At 40.6% G+C, this 16,393-nt stretch carries 19 protein-coding genes; 16 read left to right on the top strand and 3 right to left on the bottom strand.

Going from position 1 to position 16,393, the window contains the following annotated elements:
• The first annotated feature begins 294 nt into the window (after positions 1-294).
• From DWV68_RS15025 to DWV68_RS13670, 11 genes are all read left to right on the top strand, one after another.
• Positions 295-762, top strand: a complete 468-nt coding sequence (locus DWV68_RS15025) for a hypothetical protein (protein ID WP_330419949.1) — start codon at positions 295-297, stop codon at positions 760-762.
• Entirely contained in the window at positions 705-1,217 is a 513-nt protein-coding gene (locus tag DWV68_RS15020; protein ID WP_330419948.1) for a Fic family protein, read from the top strand. Before DWV68_RS15025 ends, DWV68_RS15020 begins: the two co-directional genes overlap by 58 nt.
• Positions 1,218-1,441: 224 nt before the next feature.
• Positions 1,442-2,542: a redox-regulated ATPase YchF gene (gene ychF / locus DWV68_RS13710; protein ID WP_022243142.1), complete on the top strand. Its 1,101-nt coding sequence runs from the start codon at positions 1,442-1,444 to the stop codon at positions 2,540-2,542.
• A gap of 61 nt (positions 2,543-2,603) precedes the next feature.
• A complete protein-coding gene (locus DWV68_RS13705; protein WP_022243141.1) occupies positions 2,604-2,855 on the top strand; it encodes a YlmC/YmxH family sporulation protein in 252 nt (83 codons plus the stop codon).
• 164 nt (positions 2,856-3,019) lie between these two features.
• Positions 3,020-3,472 carry a transcriptional regulator NrdR gene (nrdR, locus tag DWV68_RS13700; RefSeq protein ID WP_022243140.1) on the top strand — a complete coding sequence of 151 codons (453 nt, stop codon included), beginning with the start codon at positions 3,020-3,022 and terminating at the stop codon, positions 3,470-3,472.
• 93 nt (positions 3,473-3,565) lie between these two features.
• Entirely contained in the window at positions 3,566-3,973 is a 408-nt protein-coding gene (locus DWV68_RS13695; protein WP_118666053.1) for a hypothetical protein, read from the top strand.
• A gap of 161 nt (positions 3,974-4,134) precedes the next feature.
• On the top strand, positions 4,135-4,680 hold the full coding sequence (gene rimM / locus DWV68_RS13690) for a ribosome maturation factor RimM (RefSeq protein WP_117699014.1): 546 nt from the start codon (positions 4,135-4,137) through the stop codon (positions 4,678-4,680).
• Between the two features lie 8 nt (positions 4,681-4,688).
• The gene (trmD, locus tag DWV68_RS13685; RefSeq protein WP_118056818.1) at positions 4,689-5,435 is read left to right on the top strand and encodes a tRNA (guanosine(37)-N1)-methyltransferase TrmD; all 747 of its coding nucleotides are present in this window, start codon (positions 4,689-4,691) and stop codon (positions 5,433-5,435) included.
• Positions 5,436-5,488: 53 nt separating this feature from the next.
• Positions 5,489-6,283, top strand: coding sequence for a hypothetical protein (locus DWV68_RS13680; RefSeq protein WP_022243136.1), 795 nt, complete (start codon positions 5,489-5,491; stop codon positions 6,281-6,283).
• 24 nt (positions 6,284-6,307) lie between these two features.
• Positions 6,308-7,960, top strand: coding sequence for a putative manganese-dependent inorganic diphosphatase (locus tag DWV68_RS13675; protein ID WP_118542067.1), 1,653 nt, complete (start codon positions 6,308-6,310; stop codon positions 7,958-7,960).
• An 84-nt stretch (positions 7,961-8,044) separates the two neighbouring features.
• The gene (locus DWV68_RS13670) at positions 8,045-8,644 is read left to right on the top strand and encodes a flavin reductase family protein (protein ID WP_117699012.1); all 600 of its coding nucleotides are present in this window, start codon (positions 8,045-8,047) and stop codon (positions 8,642-8,644) included.
• Between the two features lie 116 nt (positions 8,645-8,760).
• On the opposite strand, the gene DWV68_RS13665 is transcribed toward DWV68_RS13670, so the two are convergent.
• From DWV68_RS13665 to DWV68_RS13655, 3 genes are read right to left on the bottom strand one after another with little or no spacing between them, the layout of a single operon-like run.
• Positions 8,761-9,276, bottom strand: coding sequence for a DUF4364 family protein (locus DWV68_RS13665; protein ID WP_022243133.1), 516 nt, complete (start codon positions 9,274-9,276; stop codon positions 8,761-8,763).
• 4 nt (positions 9,277-9,280) lie between these two features.
• Positions 9,281-10,225 (bottom strand): TIGR01212 family radical SAM protein, encoded by a 945-nt coding sequence (locus DWV68_RS13660; protein ID WP_118087356.1) that lies wholly within the window; start codon positions 10,223-10,225, stop codon positions 9,281-9,283.
• Positions 10,225-11,376 (bottom strand): NAD(P)-dependent malic enzyme, encoded by a 1,152-nt coding sequence (locus DWV68_RS13655; protein ID WP_022243131.1) that lies wholly within the window; start codon positions 11,374-11,376, stop codon positions 10,225-10,227. The genes DWV68_RS13660 and DWV68_RS13655 overlap by 1 nt, the downstream gene beginning before the upstream one ends.
• Positions 11,377-11,584: 208 nt before the next feature.
• On the opposite strand from DWV68_RS13655, the gene rho reads away from it, so the two are divergent.
• From rho to prfA, 5 genes are all read left to right on the top strand, one after another.
• Entirely contained in the window at positions 11,585-13,063 is a 1,479-nt protein-coding gene (gene rho / locus DWV68_RS13650) for a transcription termination factor Rho (protein WP_117699010.1), read from the top strand.
• 129 nt (positions 13,064-13,192) lie between these two features.
• Positions 13,193-13,393, top strand: coding sequence for a 50S ribosomal protein L31 (gene rpmE, locus DWV68_RS13645; protein ID WP_022243129.1), 201 nt, complete (start codon positions 13,193-13,195; stop codon positions 13,391-13,393).
• An 80-nt stretch (positions 13,394-13,473) separates the two neighbouring features.
• Positions 13,474-14,394: a DUF1385 domain-containing protein gene (locus tag DWV68_RS13640; RefSeq protein ID WP_118056814.1), complete on the top strand. Its 921-nt coding sequence runs from the start codon at positions 13,474-13,476 to the stop codon at positions 14,392-14,394.
• Between the two features lie 18 nt (positions 14,395-14,412).
• Complete coding sequence (prmC, locus tag DWV68_RS13635; RefSeq protein WP_117699008.1) at positions 14,413-15,243, top strand: peptide chain release factor N(5)-glutamine methyltransferase; 831 nt, start codon at positions 14,413-14,415, stop codon at positions 15,241-15,243.
• 1 nt (position 15,244) lies between these two features.
• Complete coding sequence (gene prfA / locus DWV68_RS13630; protein ID WP_022243126.1) at positions 15,245-16,318, top strand: peptide chain release factor 1; 1,074 nt, start codon at positions 15,245-15,247, stop codon at positions 16,316-16,318.
• The last annotated feature ends 75 nt before the right edge of the window (positions 16,319-16,393 follow it).

Here is a 16,393-nt window from a genome sequence, read left to right as displayed (position 1 = left end):
GATTTTTTCTAGTCACTCTTTCTACAATTTCTTCGAGCTTACGCTGTTCCCAAGTTGAATAATAAGTACGGAATAAATAGAATCATTTTTTATATAAATTTAATTTGAATAGGTATTTAGCCAATAATTTTTCTGCTTTGGGGAATAGGTACGATTTTGAGATTATATTAACACATAAGATATGATTAAGAATATAAGTTCGATGAAAGAGGATTGGTTGAAAAAATAAGGGATTTTTGATATGGTTTTACATATGAAATAATTCCTTTTTTCGTGAAAGGGAGGAGACATTGCATGAGAGATATCAAAAGGGATTCATTTGAGGAATATATTAGAAATCTCCCTCCAACCAGAAAAGAACTGGGGCAGGCGTGGTCAACAGCGATTGGATTACAGGATGTGGATGGATTAAAGCCATCTGAATATTTATATGAAACAGCAAAGAAGAGTATTGATGGTGAAATTTCTGTTGATGAAGCGGATGCGTTGATTAATAACTATTATGAAAGCAGAGCTGGCAGATTAGAAGATGAATCAAGAACAGAAGAAGCAGATAAAGTATCAGCGAGAATAGCAAAACTGTTATCTGAAAAGGCATTTACATTTTCACCAACGCAATATATAGCAATTCATCGGGAATTGTTTAAGGGGATATATTCACATGCCGGAAAATTTGTGATTATAATATCACGAAGAAAGAATGGGTGCTGTATGGAGATACCGTTTCCTATGGTGGTGCATTGGATTTGCGGGAAACATTAGAATATGATTTTGCCCGGGAAAGGGAGTTTAGATATAATGGACTGACCATGGATGAAACTACTCATCATCTGGCAGTGTTTATTTCAAGATTGTGGCAGATTCATGTTTTCGGGGAAGGAAATACCAGAACAACTGCGGTATTTTTTATTAAGTATCTCAGAATTCTGGGATTTAAAGCAGAGAATGACTTGTTTGCGGAAAATTCATGGTATTTTAGAAATGCGTTAGTTCGTGCAAATTATAATAATATAAAAGAAGGAATCTACGAAACAACGGAGTTTTTAGAAAAATTCTTAATGAATTTTTTATTAGATGAAAATAATGAATTATCTAATGAAGAAATGCATGTAATAGGCAATAAAGCGAATTATGACTGGTTAATGGAATCCAAAGAACAACTTGAAAAGGGAAATTTTTCTGTCCGGAATCTTGTAGAGGTATCTGTGGATGAATAAAGTTTTCACCGATAATAGACGGAAACCATGAACTTTAAATTTTGATGGTTTCAAAATAATAAGACTTATGATATAATAATAGGCTGTATTAAGCTCCTTTTGCCAACTTGGCAGAAAAGAGTTTGATACAGCTTAAAAATTTGCATGATAAATTATGTAGTAAAATAACATAGAAAGGCGAAAAACCTGATAACTTAAGGATTTTCGAACAGGTAAAAGATAAAATGAAACTTGGAATCGTAGGTTTACCAAACGTAGGAAAAAGTACATTATTTAATTCACTGACCAAAGCAGGCGCAGAATCAGCCAATTATCCGTTTTGTACCATTGACCCGAATGTGGGAATCGTAACCGTACCGGATAACCGTCTGAAGGTGTTAGGCGAGATGTATCATTCCAAGAAAGTAACACCGGCAGTCATTGAATTTGTAGATATTGCAGGACTTGTAAAAGGAGCCAGCAAAGGAGAGGGACTTGGAAACCAGTTCCTTGCCAATATTCGTGAAGTAGATGCCATCGTTCATGTTGTACGTTGTTTTGAAGATACCAACGTAGTCCATGTAGACGGAAGCATTGACCCGGTTCGTGATATTGAGACCATTAATTTAGAACTTATCTTTTCTGATATTGAAATCTTGGAAAGAAGAATTGCAAAAGTTACCAAGCAGGCAAGAATGGACAAGACACTTGCAAAAGAAGAGGCACTTTTGAAATCCTTAAAGGCACATCTGGAAGAAGGAAAGATGGCAAAGACTTATCCGTTGAGTGATGATGAGGACGAGCAGGCATGGTTTGCATCTTATAATTTATTAACTGCAAAACCGGTTATCTATGCAGCAAATGTAAGTGAGGATGACCTTGCAGATGATGGCGCAAACAATCCACATGTTGCAAGAGTAAGAGAACAGGCAGCCGCAGAAAACAGTGAAGTATTTGTTATTTGCGCACAGATTGAACAGGAAATTGCGGAATTAGATGATGATGAAAAAGCAATGTTCTTAGAGGACCTTGGATTAAAAGAATCCGGTCTTGAGAAACTGATTGCAGCAAGCTATAAATTGTTAGGACTTATCAGCTACCTTACATCAGGAGAAGATGAGACAAGAGCATGGACTATTACCAAGGGAACCAAGGCACCGCAGGCGGCAGGAAAGATTCATACCGACTTCGAACGTGGATTTATACGTGCAGAGGTGGTATCCTATGACCATCTGATTGAGTGTGGAAGCATGACAGCAGCAAAAGAAAAGGGACTGGTAAGACTGGAAGGAAAAGATTACGTTGTTCAGGATGGCGATATTATTTTATTCCGTTTCAACGTATAAGGAACCTTTTGAAAAATCCGGCATAGTATAAATAGAAGAAAAGGCACAGTGGGGCAGGCACATGATACGCTATTGTGAATTGTGTGAAAAGCAGGTGATTAATATTGCAGACTGTTGCTGCCTGGGAAATGTGGTGGATTTGGAACTGGATGAGTGCAATGGAAGAATCTGTGCACTGGTTGTAGCTGCGCCGGGAAAATTTTTCTGTATTTTTTGTCCGGCATGCGAATATATTATTCCATGGAAACGTGTTGTGCGGATTGGACCGGATATTATTCTGGTAGATGTCTGTGTAGAAGATGTGAAAAGTTAGTTGACATAAGAATACGAGAAAGTTATACTAAAAATAGTACGACCAATATTTGTAAAAGCTGATATCAACAGTTCTTTATGAACGTTTGGTGATGGAAAAACGGTATTATTTATGCAAAATTCACAAAGCGTGTTTTGCATAGCTTTTAGAATAGGAGAAAAAAGATGAAGTGCCCATTTTGCAGCAGTGAAAATACCAGAGTAATTGATTCGAGACCGGCAGATGACAATAACTCCATTCGCCGGAGAAGATTATGCGATGATTGTGGAAAACGTTTCACAACTTATGAAAAAGTTGAGACAATTCCATTGATTGTAATAAAAAAAGATAACTGCAGAGAGCAGTATGACCGTTCCAAGATTGAAGCAGGTGTACTTCGAGCCTGCCATAAGAGACCGGTATCCGTGGAGCAGATAACCAGACTGGTTGATGAAGTGGAGACAGAGATTTTTAATCGGGAAGAAAAGGAAATCCCAAGTACCGTAATTGGTGAGATTCTGATGGATAAGATTAAAGATTTAGATGCAGTGGCGTATGTTCGTTTTGCATCTGTATATCGTGAATTTAAGGATGTAAATACCTTTATGAATGAGTTAAAGAAAATGCTGGATAAATAAAAGAAAATCTTTTTGGAGAAAAGGGTTAATTTTGGTTGAATTTATCCGATAAAATTAGTAGCAGATAATTATGATGTGAGGAACGTGATCGTTATGAATATTTCAGGAATTCGTCCCAATGCGGGATTTTACGATTACAACAGCATACAGAATATCCGGAATGCAGTAGAAGATACACCGGTTGTTAAGACGGTAGCAGATGCCGGTGCATCTGAACAGCAGCAGAAGGATACCTTAGAGACTCCGGTACGAAGAGAACAGGATTTTGGGGCAGCAGATTATGCAGCACAGTACCAGTCGGATCGTACCTACGAGATGAAAGGTTCTGAAAGTGATATACATAGTCTGGATGTTGAGAAGGCATTATCCGATATGCACAAAGATCAGGTACTGCAGCAGTATCAGTTCTTTGTGGGAGAGAACATTGAACAGAGCGGAATCCGGCAGATTACTGCAACGGATACTGCAAAAGTGCGAAATGTAGAAAACTTTAATTTATAAGAGCAATTTTGATTATAAAAAAGTAAGAGACCGTTAGAAGGTAAGATTCCTAAGAATTCTTAAGAATCTTACCTTTTTTACTTGCGGCAGTTATGCTTCTTTTGTATAATTAAATTCAGGCTTGCCTGAAGAACGGAAGTATAAGAGAAAGAGGATAGGATATGAAGAAAGTGCAGGAAGACTGGAAGGAAGAAATGCTGCAGGTAGGTGTACTTACCAATACACATGGTGTGCGTGGCGAAGTGAAGGTATATCCGACAACAGATGATGTCATGCGTTTTAAAAAGCTGAAGCAGGTATTTTTGGATACTGGAAAGGAACCGATGGAGCTTCAGGTTACACAGGCGCGCTTCTTTAAAAATCTGGTAATATTAAAATTCAAAGAATTTGATAATATAAATGATGTAGAGAAGTATAAGAGCAGAGGGCTTTATGTAACAAGGGAAAATGCTGTAAAGCTGGCTCCGAATGAATATTTCGTGGCTGATTTGATTGGCTTAAAGGCAGTCGGAGATGACGGAGAAGATTTAGGTGAAGTAAAGGATGTACTTCAGACCGGTGCAAATGACATTTATGTATTACATAAAGATGGGGAAGATGATATTTTACTTCCGGCAATTAAGGATTGTGTAAAAAATGTCAATATAGAGGAAGGCACCATTATGGTACACCTTTTAAATGGGCTTCGTGATATTAATAAGAAGTAGGTAGCAAAATGAATTTTCATATATTAACATTATTTCCGGATATGGTAGAACGGGGACTGAATACCAGTATCATCGGAAGAGCAGTTGGCAAAGGACTTTTAAATATAGAAACAATTAACATCCGGGATTATACGTTAGACCGTCATAAAAAAGTAGATGATTATCCGTATGGTGGCGGAGCCGGGATGGTAATGCAGGCACAGCCGATTTATGATGCGTGGCAGGCAGTGGCACAGAAGATTGGAAGAAAGCCAAGAACAGTATATCTTACACCTCAGGGCAATACGTTTCAGCAGGAAATGGCAAAGGATTATGCGAAGGAAGAAGACCTGGTATTGCTTTGTGGGCATTATGAGGGCATCGATGAACGTGTGTTAGAAGAAATTGTGACGGATTATGTGTCGATTGGAGATTATGTGCTGACAGGAGGAGAACTTCCGGCAATGGTCATGGTGGATGCGATATCCCGTATGGTGCCTGGCGTACTGGCAAATGATGAATCCGGAACCACAGAATCCTTTGAAGGAAATTTATTGGAATATCCGCAGTATAGCAGACCGGAAGACTGGATGGGAAAGAAAGTTCCAGCTATTTTACTTTCCGGAGACCATGCAAAGGTAGAAGCATGGAGGAGAGAACAATCCATTAAAAGAACCATGGAACGAAGACCGGATTTGCTGGCAGATGCAGATTTGACAGCAAAGGAGAAAGCAATGGTTGAGCATTTGCTGGACAAATCACAGGGTAAATGCTAGAATGTGTCTAGCAGTAATAGGAATGGAAGAGATTCCGCAGGAGGAAGACGGTAGTGAAAAGCTTTTTTGATGTGCTGAAAACGATGTTTTACCGTAAAAATGCGAAGAGTTATGGGACGCCGGACCGGAGCAGAAAAGAGCCGGTGACACAACAGAAGGTACAGATAAGAAATACAGAGACCAGAAAGGCAGCCCCTTCGTTAAAAGAAAACGAACAGCATAACAGGTCAGAGAGGACAAACAGTAAGGTGGATAAAGGAATGGATAAGGAAGATTTCTTATTAAAGCAGATTGATGAATTCCGTGAGAAAGCAAAACAGCTTCAGGCTTTGCTTGTTACAAAAGAAGACAAAGTGCAGGAATTACAGAATATCGTAGATGAAAGAGAAGAAAAAGCAAAAGAACTGCAGCATGTTTTAAATGCACGTAAATCAGAAGCAGATGTTCTTCTTACCGGAGTACACGGTCAGATGGAAGAAATGATTAACCGTGTAGAAGAAAAATTGAATGCACTGTCTGAAAAGATTGCAGCAGACGTAAGTGATTCCACCGGAAGAACCGCAGAACAGACTGCACAGATGCAGGCATCTTTACAGGAAATTTCCCAGCAGTTAGACAGCATGAAACTGGAACTGGCTGAGAAAATACATACCGAAGATGTAAAGTGCTACCGCAATATGCAGGACTTAATTAAAGAGCTTACCGTTAAGTTAGAGGAAAATGATACTTTAGAGAAGAGCTTGAATACCGTAAAAGGTTATGCAAAATGCTTAACCTGGTTTTCTGTTATCAATTTTGTAGTATTGGTGGCATTTATTCTATATTCTCTTGGAGTATTTAATTTTTAAGCAGTAGTTAAAACGAGGAATTATATGACACAGGGAAAGAGAAAGACATGGGTAATTGGACATAAGAATCCGGACACAGATTCTATTTGTGCGGCGATTGCCTATGCAGATTTAAAAAATCAAACAGAGGACGGTATTTTTATACCGAAAAGAGCAGGACATATGAACGAAGAGACGAAGTATGTCCTAAAATTTTTTGATGTACCGGAACCGGAACTGGTAACAGATGTTGGTGCACAGATTAAGGATATTGAATATCGTAGAACGGAGGGCGTCAGCAGTCACATTTCCATTAAACGGGCATGGGAGCTGATGAAGAATTTAGATGTCGTGTCATTGCCGATTACTGACAATGAGAACAATCTGCAGGGAATGGTTGTTACCAGTGATATTGCAAAATCCTATATGGATGTATTGGACAACCGGATTCTTGCAACTGCCCGGACGCAGTATAAGAATATTGTTGAAACTTTAAATGGAACTCTTGTAACAGGAAATGAGCATGGTTACTTCATAAAAGGTAAGGTTGTTGTTGCGGCTACCACACCGGATATGATGGAGCAGTATATTGAAGATGACGATATGGTTATCTTAGGAGACCGTTATGAATCACAGTTCTGTGCATTGGAAATGAATGCAAGCTGTGTGATTGTCTGTTCCGGAGCGAAGATTACAAAGACCATTGTGCAGCTTGCAGAAGAGAAAGACTGTATGCTTATCAGCACACCATATGACACATTTACCGTGGCGCGTTTGATTAATCAGAGTATGCCGATTAAATATATTATGAAAAAGGAGCATCTGATTACATTCGAATTAGAGGATTATGTGGATGATGTGAAAGAGACTATGTCTAAAGTGCGTCATCGTGATTTTCCGGTACTGGATGAGAATGGAAAATATGTCGGTATGTTTTCCAGACGAAATCTTTTAAATTTACAGAAAAAACAGGTGATCCTTGTTGACCATAATGAAAAATCCCAGGCAGTAGATGGAATCGAAGATGCAGAAATCTTAGAAATTATTGACCATCACCGACTGGGCAGCCTTGAGACGATTGCTCCGGTATTTTTCCGGAACCAGCCACTGGGCTGTACTTCAACGATTATTTATCAGATGTATCAGGAAAAGGGAGTAATCATTGATAAAAAGACAGCCGGAATTCTTTTGGCAGCAATTATTTCAGATACCTTGATGTTCCGTTCACCGACCTGTACACAGATGGACCGGGCAGCAGCAGAAGCACTGGCGAAGATTGCAGAAGTAGATATTGAAGAGCTGGCCAAGAAGATGTTTGAAGCCGGCAGTGATTTTAAGAAAAAAACAACAGAAGAACTGTTTTATCAGGATTTTAAAACCTTCCATACCGATGAATTTGATTTTGGTGTAGCACAGCTTAGTGCCATGAGTGACGTGCAGCTTGGCATGGCGAAGAAGAAGCTACAGCCATATCTGGAAATTGCATTGGGAGAGCAGAAACTGGATGCTGTATTTGTGATGCTGACGGACATTCTGGATGAGAATTCGGAAGTAATCTATGCCGGAGCGCAGGCAGGCAGCCTTTTAAAGGAGTGCTTTGGAGAGCCGGATGAATCAGGCAGCTTTTACTTAAAGGGAGTAGTATCCCGTAAGAAACAGATGATTCCGACATTAATGGCAGGATTGCAGCAAGCGTAAATGCTTACGGCAGGATGATAGCAGGTATAAATGCCTATATCAGAGACAGAAATAAGATAACAACTTATACAGGAGAATTTTGTAATGGCGAAAGAAACATGGAAGCCGGGTAATATGTTATATCCGGTTCCAGCAGTGATGGTAAGCTGCCAGAGACCGACAGAAAAACCGAATATTATTACGGTAGCGTGGGCAGGAACGGTATGTACGAATCCGCCAATGCTTTCCATATCTGTCCGTCCGGAACGATATTCCCATGGAATAATTGCGGAAACCGGCGAATTTGTTGTAAATCTTGTGACGAAGGATCTGGTCTGTGCCACGGATTATTGTGGCGTAAAATCCGGCCGTGACGTTGACAAGTTTGATGCCATGCATCTGACACCACTGAACCTTCCGCAGGTATCGGCACCGGGAATTGCAGAAAGTCCGGTAAACATTGCCTGCAAGGTAAGCCAGATATTACATCTTGGAAGCCATGATATGTTTCTGGCAGATGTAGTAGGCGTTACCGTTGATGATTCCTATATGAATGAAAAAGGTAAATTCGAACTGAATCAGAGCGGGCTGGTGACTTATTCCCATGGAGAATATTTTCTGCTGGGTAAGAAGCTTGGAAGCTTTGGTTACAGCGTAAAGAAGCAGAAGCCTTCAAAGAATGGCAGAAAGAAGAAAGCGAAGTAAAAGAGCAAAATAAAAAAGAATAAAATAAAAAGGACAAAATAACTGAAAATATAAGAAATTATAGAAAGCGGAACAGAGAGAAAAATCTTCTCGTTGTTCCGCTTTTTGAATAACGTTTATTTTAAAAGTAAATCCATCAGACAGGCAAATACATCATCTGCCTGATTCTGCCAGTTGGTGCAGATGGCTTCCGCCTGTTCCTTTGTCTGGACAGTTAAAGTAAAATCAAGGCGGGTACGGCCTTTTTCCCGGAGCTGGCATCGCACACCGTATTCCTGTTCCGGTGTTTTGTAATAATCGGATAGATATGCATTTTCTGTTTTAATGGCAAGCTTATTTGCCTGAAAATAAGCTGCAATATCTTCTTCAATAGAAGGGGATATTTTGTCATGGAAAAAATGCAGTGTTTCTTTTCCTGCAGGAGTAATAATATACCGTGTACTGTTGTGGGTGTTTTCCGTACGGACAAGCCCGGAATCCATCAGGTCATGAATGACCTGCTGAATCGTAAAGTAGTCGGTATATTCCCTGTCTAAAAAGAAATCTGAAATCTGCGCATTGGACAATGGAAAATCAATATGTTCAAGCATGTGCAGAATAATTAATTTATATAAAGTAGCTGGTTCAGCCATAAAATCACCTCTTAGTTGCTAAGCGTCCCTGGTAAGTATTCCGCTCTTTTAAGCGGCGGTGAATCTGATTTAAAACAGTCCGTTTTCCGGTGCTCCACATCGGCGCAATCAGTAAATCCTTCGGACCATCGCCGGTAATCCGGTGAATCACCATTTCCGGAGGCAGAAGCTCCAGACAGTCAATAATCATTTCACAGTATTCATCCATGGAAAATACCGGAAAATGTGTCTTTTCATAATAAGCGGCTAAATCGGTGCCGGATAATACATGAAGCAGCTGTAGCTTGATTCCCCAGACCGGGAGATTTGCAATTGCCTGAACGGAAGCAGACATCATTTCTCTGGTTTCGTGGGGCAGTCCTAAAATCAGATGAACAATCACCTTGATAGAAAGGGCGTGAAGGGCGAAGAGACTTTTTTGAAAAGTCTCATAAGTAAAGCCGCTTCGTGTAAACTCTCTGGTGTCATCATGGATTGTCTGTAAACCAAGTTCCACCCAGACGGTTTTCTTTTCATTGATTTCGGCAAGCAGTGAAAGAATCTCAGGCTGCAGACAGTCAGGTCTTGTGGCAATGGAAATAATAACCACATCCGGGTCGTTTACTGCCTGCATATAAAGATTCCGCAGGTGTTCCACAGAACCATAAGTATTCGTGAATGCCTGAAAATATGCAATGAATTTATTGCAATTTCTTTTGGCTTTCAGAATGCTTTTTTCGGATTCTAACTGTTCTTTGATAGAAAGCGTGGGGGAGGCGGCAAAATCTCCGGAACCACCGGCAGAGCAGAAAATACAGCCTCTGGTATCTAAGTGTCCGTCACGGTTGGGACAACTGAGTCCGGCATTTAATGCAATCCGGTATACCTTTTCATGGTAGGTATTTTTTAAATAGTAGTCCAGAGAGTGGTAGCGCTTCTCCCCCCACAGTGTAATCGTGCCGTTTTTCATTAGCGGATGTGTGATTTGACTGCCTGGCTTACCACTTCGGCAACACGCGGGTCAAATGCTTCCGGCATAATAAAGTCTTCATTTAATTCTTCATCAGATACTAACCCTGCAATTGCTTTTGCAGCAGCAAGCTTCATTTCTTCTGTAATCTGGGAAGCGTGTCCTTCTAAAGCACCTTTGAAGATTCCCGGAAAAGCAACGACGTTGTTTACCTGATTCGGGAAATCACTTCTTCCGGTTCCGACCACTTTAGCACCTGCAGCTTTGGCAAGGTCTGGCATGATTTCCGGAGTAGGATTTGCCATGGCAAAAAGAATGGCATCTTTATTCATGGATGCAACCATTTCCTGAGTCACGATATTCGGTGCGGAAACACCAACGAAGATATCAGCACCCTTTAATGCATCGGCAAGGGTACCCGATTCATTGGAAAGGTTGGTAACTTCGGTCATTTTCTTCTGCATCCAGTTTAAGTCAGGATAATCTTTGCCGATGATTCCCATGCGGTCACACATAATAACATTTTTAAAGCCGTAAGTCAGTAACAGTTTGGTGATGGCAACACCGGCAGAACCGGCACCATTTACAACAACGCGGCAGTTTTCTTTTTCTTTTCCGGTTACTTTTAAAGCGTTGATGATTCCGGCAAGAACAACAATAGCAGTACCATGCTGGTCGTCATGGAAGACCGGAATATCAAGCATTTCCTTTAAACGCTCTTCAATTTCAAAACAACGTGGGGCGGAAATATCCTCTAAGTTGATGCCGCCGAATCCTGGAGCAATATTTTTAACAGTTTTTATAATTTCTTCGGTATCCTGTGTGTCAAGGCAGATTGGAACAGCGTTGACATTTCCAAATTCTTTAAACAGTACACATTTTCCTTCCATAACCGGCATGGCTGCGTACGGTCCGATGTTTCCGAGACCGAGAACAGCGCTTCCGTCTGAGACAACGGCAACGGTGTTGGCTTTCATGGTATAAGTATAAGCTTCTTCTTTATTTTCTGCGATGATACGGCAAGGTGCCGCAACACCAGGTGTGTATGCGATAGATAAATCTTCCCGGGTCTTTACCGGTGTCTTGGAGATGGTTTCTAATTTTCCATTCCATTTTTTATGCATTTCAATTGCTTTTTCGTTGGTATCCATAGTTCGTCTCCTTTTCTTAGCCATTGATTACTTCCGTCTAGTATCATATCATTAAAAAATTTTTAAAGCAAGAAAAAGGACTTCCTATTTGAAAGAAACTGTTGTATAATACGAAAAGACGAATCTTACGTTCCAATTATTTTTATTTCAAAAAGAAATCCCAATTATTTAGCAGATAATCAAATAAGCAAGAGGTAAGGAGAATAGAATGAGAGAGAAGTATGAAAGTCTTTCTGCAGCAGTGTTGCGTGAACTGGCAAAAGCAAGGGGAATGAAAGGAATTTCTACCTTAAAGAAAGCTGAGTTAGTAGAAGCGATGCTGGCGGAAGATGAAAAGGAAGCAAAGGTGCAGGAAGCCAAGAAAGAAGCAGAAGGTACAACAGAAACTACGGAGCAGGTAGCAGAAACCAGAACCTATCGCGCAGAACGTCCGCACCGGGAAAATGCAGCGAGGGGACATGAGGGCGAGATGCGTCGAAGCACAGTAAGACATACACCGGATGAGCATATTTCGGAAAAAGATGAAACGGAGCGTGTGGCAGAAGAAAACAAGGACTTAGACAGCGGTGTGAAGGCACATGGAATTCTTGAAGTTATGCCGGATGGATTCGGATTTATCCGTTGTGAAAATTATCTGCCGGGAGAGCATGATGTCTATGTTTCTCCGTCCCAGATTCGTAAGTTCAATCTGAAAACCGGAGATATTGTGACCGGAAATACCAGAATTAAGACACAGGCTGAAAAATTCTCTGCATTATTATACATTACTTCTATTAATGACCTGCATCCGTCAGAGGCTGTAAAGCGGAAGAATTTTGAAGATTTAACTCCGATTTTTCCGGATGAGAGAATCCGGCTTGAGACAAGCCATAGTGCAATGGCAATGCGAATTGTAGATTTAGTATCTCCGATTGGTAAGGGACAGCGTGGAATGATTGTTTCCCCACCAAAAGCAGGTAAGACTACATTATTAAAAGGTGTGGCACAGGCAGTAAAGCAGAATAACCCGGAGATGCATCTGATTATCTTATTAATTGATGAGCGGCCGGAGGAAGTTACCGATATTAAGGAAGCAATTGAAGGACCGAATGTAGAAGTTATTTATTCTACCTTTGACGAATTGCCGGAGCATCATAAGAGAGTATCCGAGATGGTAATTGAGAGAGCAAAACGTCTGGTAGAACATAAGAAGGATGTTATGATTCTCTTAGACAGTATTACAAGACTTGCAAGAGCATATAACCTTACAGTTCCGCCAAGTGGAAGAACCTTATCCGGTGGTCTTGATCCGGCAGCCCTCCATATGCCGAAGCGTTTCTTTGGTGCAGCCCGTAATATGCGTGAGGGCGGAAGCCTTACGATTCTTGCAACAGCACTGGTAGATACCGGAAGCAAGATGGATGATGTTGTTTACGAGGAATTTAAGGGAACCGGTAACATGGAACTGGTGCTTGACCGTAAGTTATCTGAGAAACGTGTATTCCCTGCAATTGACATTGTAAAATCCGGTACAAGAAGAGAAGACCTCTTACTGACACAGGAAGAGCAGGAGGCCGTATTTATTATGCGTAAGGCAATCAATGGCATGCGTACCGATGAAGCGGTTGAGAGCATCTTGAATATGTTTGTCCGGACGAAAAACAACCGGGAATATATCCAGACTGTAAAAAAGACAAAATTTGTTTAAAAACACTTGCATAACAGCTTTTCCTATGCTACAATGAATAAGCTGTTTATTCGGAAACTAAACAGTATCGCACTTAAATTAGACAAATGTCGTAATTGCGAAGCAATTCATATATGAGAGGTGAGAGACATGAGAGAAGGAATCCATCCAGATTATTATCAGGCAACAGTTACATGTAACTGTGGTAACACATTCGTAACTGGTTCAACCAAAGAGGATATTCACGTTGAAATTTGTTCCAAATGCCATCCATTCTATACTGGACAGCAGAAAGCTAACCAGGCTCGTGGACGTATTGAGCAGTTCAATAAGAAATACGGCATGAAATAGAAATTGCACAATGTGACTGAAAGATAAGGTTGAGGTTTCTAATCTCAACCTTTTTTTAGAAACAGGAAGAGAGGTCACACATGAAATATTCGGGAATCGGTGGACAGGCAGTTTTAGAAGGCGTAATGATGAAAAATAAGGAAAAGTACGCCGTGGCAGTCCGGAAGCCGGATGGAGAGATTACCGTTGATACCAAAGAGTATTATGGACTGATTAAAAACAAGACATTGCGGAACATTCCGATTTTACGTGGAGTGTTAAGTTTTGTGGAGTCTTTGACACTTGGAATATCAACGCTTACATATTCCGCATCTTTCTTTGAAGAGGATGAGGAAGACACCAAAGCAAAAAAGAAAGAATTATCAAAAGAGGCAGCAGCAAAAAAAGAAAAGGCAGAAATGGGTATTACTGTTGCATTTTCCTTTGTACTTGCCATTGGAATCTTTATGATTCTGCCATATTATCTTTCTTTGATTTTTCAGAAATTTATTACATCCCATGTGGCACTGGCGCTGATTGAAGGTATCATCCGAATGATGATTTTTTTGGCATATATTGCTTCAATTTCCTTAATGAAGGATATCCAGCGTGTATTCATGTATCACGGAGCAGAGCACAAATGCATTAACTGCATTGAACATGGAATGGAGCTGAATGTAGAAAACGTGAGAAAGAGTTCCAGACTGCATAAGCGGTGTGGTACAAGTTTTCTCCTGTTTGTAATGATTATCAGTATTATTTTCTTTGCATTTATTGATGTAAAGAGCCGGATTTTGAAGGTAGTGCTTCGTTTGCTGCTGATACCGGTGATTGCTGGTGTGTCATATGAATTTATCCGGCTTGCCGGAAAAAGTGATAATCCGGTAGTGAATTTCTTAAGTAAACCTGGATTGTGGCTGCAGAGGCTTACAACAAGAGAACCGGATGATTCTATGATTGAGGTTGGTATTGCTTCCGTGGAAGCAGTATTTGACTGGAAAAAATATTTGAGCGAAATGTAAAAGAAAAGGGCGTAATATATGACTTATAGAGAGGCAGTGGAATTTGGTACAAAGTGTCTTACAGATGCAGGAGTGCCGGATGCCGCACTGGATGCATGGTATCTTTTACAGATGGTATGCAGGATTGAACGCAGTTACTACTACGTTCACGGGGAAGAAGATATTACACAGGATGCTCAGAAAGAATATGAGATTGCAGTACAGAAACGAGCTGAACATATTCCGCTACAGTATATTATTGGAGAACAGGAATTTATGGGGCTTCGATTCAAAGTAAATTCCAATGTTCTGATACCGCGGCAGGATACCGAGACTTTAGTGGAGCAGGTATTGAAGATTGTAAAGCCGGGGATGAAAGTATTAGACCTTTGTACAGGGTCTGGTTGTGTATTAATCAGTGTGTTGAAAAATGCACCGGAACTTACCGGTGTTGGAAGTGATATTTCGAAAACTGCATTGCTGGTAGCGAAAGAAAATGCAAAGATGCATGAAGTGGATGCGGACTGGATACGCAGTGATTTATTTGATAATATTACCGAGACTTTTGATGTAATCATGGCGAATCCGCCTTATATACCGACAGGAGAGATTCTGTCACTGATGCCGGAGGTGCGGGATTTTGAGCCGGAAAACGCATTGGATGGCGGAGCGGATGGTCTTGATTTTTATCGGAAGATTGCCGGACAGGTAAAGGATTATTTGAATCCTGGCGGATATGTTTACATGGAAATTGGTTATGACCAGGGAGAAGCAGTCTCTGAGCTGATGCGTAACGCAGGATTTACAGAAGTTGAAGTAATCAAAGACCTTGCACGAAATGATCGTGTGGTAAAAGGGAAAGGAAATTAAAATGTTTGATCGTTTAGAGGATTTATTGATTCGTTATGAAGAGTTGATGAGTGAGTTAAGTGAACCGGATGTGGCAAATAATCCGGAGCGTTTTCGTAAGCTGATGAAGGAGCAGAGCGATTTAACTCCTATCGTGGAAGCTTATAAAGAATACAAACAGTGTAAGCAGAATATTGAAGATTCGCTTGCTATGCTGGACGAAGAAACAGACGAAGAAATGAAGGAGCTTGCAAAGGAAGAATTAAATGATTCCAAGGCAAGAGTAGAAGAATTAGAGCAGAAACTGAAAATTCTTCTTCTTCCAAAGGATCCGAATGATGATAAGAATGTCATTGTGGAAATCCGTGCCGGTGCCGGCGGAGATGAGGCAGCTTTGTTTGCAGCTGAGATTTACCGTATGTATGTCCATTATGCAGAGAGCAGACGCTGGAAAGTTGAGACGATGGAATGCGAAGAAATCGGAATCGGTGGAATGAAGAGTGTTACTTTCATGATTACCGGACAGGGCGCTTACTCTGTTATGAAATATGAATCTGGTGTACATCGTGTACAGCGTGTACCTGAGACAGAGTCCGGCGGACGTATCCATACGTCTACCATTACAGTAGCAGTAATGCCGGAGGCAGAAGAAGTTGATGTCCAGATTGATGAAAAGGATATCCGAATCGACGTTATGCGTGCATCCGGAAACGGTGGACAGTGTGTCAATACTACAGACTCTGCGGTTCGTCTGACTCATTATCCAACCGGAATTGTAATCTACAGCCAGACAGAGAAATCACAGCTTCAGAATAAAGAGAAAGCATTTGCCCTTTTGCGTGCTAAATTATACGACATAGAATGCCAGAAGGCGCATGATGCAGAAGCAGAAGCCAGAAGAAGCCAGATTGGTACTGGTGACCGTTCGGAGAAGATTCGTACTTATAACTTTCCACAGGGACGTGTAACCGACCACAGAATCAATCTTACGCTCTATAAACTGGATAAAATCATGAATGGTGACATCCAGGAAATCTTAGATGCTCTGATTGCAGCAGACCAGGCAGCAAAATTGGCGAAGATGAATGAGAATTAATATGAATTAGTAAGAATCAAGAAAAGCGAGTTATAGGACAAAATGTGTTGATGAAAACCGCTTTCAAGCCTTGAA

The sequence above is a fragment of the Roseburia sp. AF12-17LB genome (assembly GCF_003479605.1).
Lineage (GTDB): Bacteria > Bacillota > Clostridia > Lachnospirales > Lachnospiraceae > Roseburia_C > Roseburia_C amylophila.
This window is presented reverse-complemented; position numbering and strand designations above follow the sequence as displayed.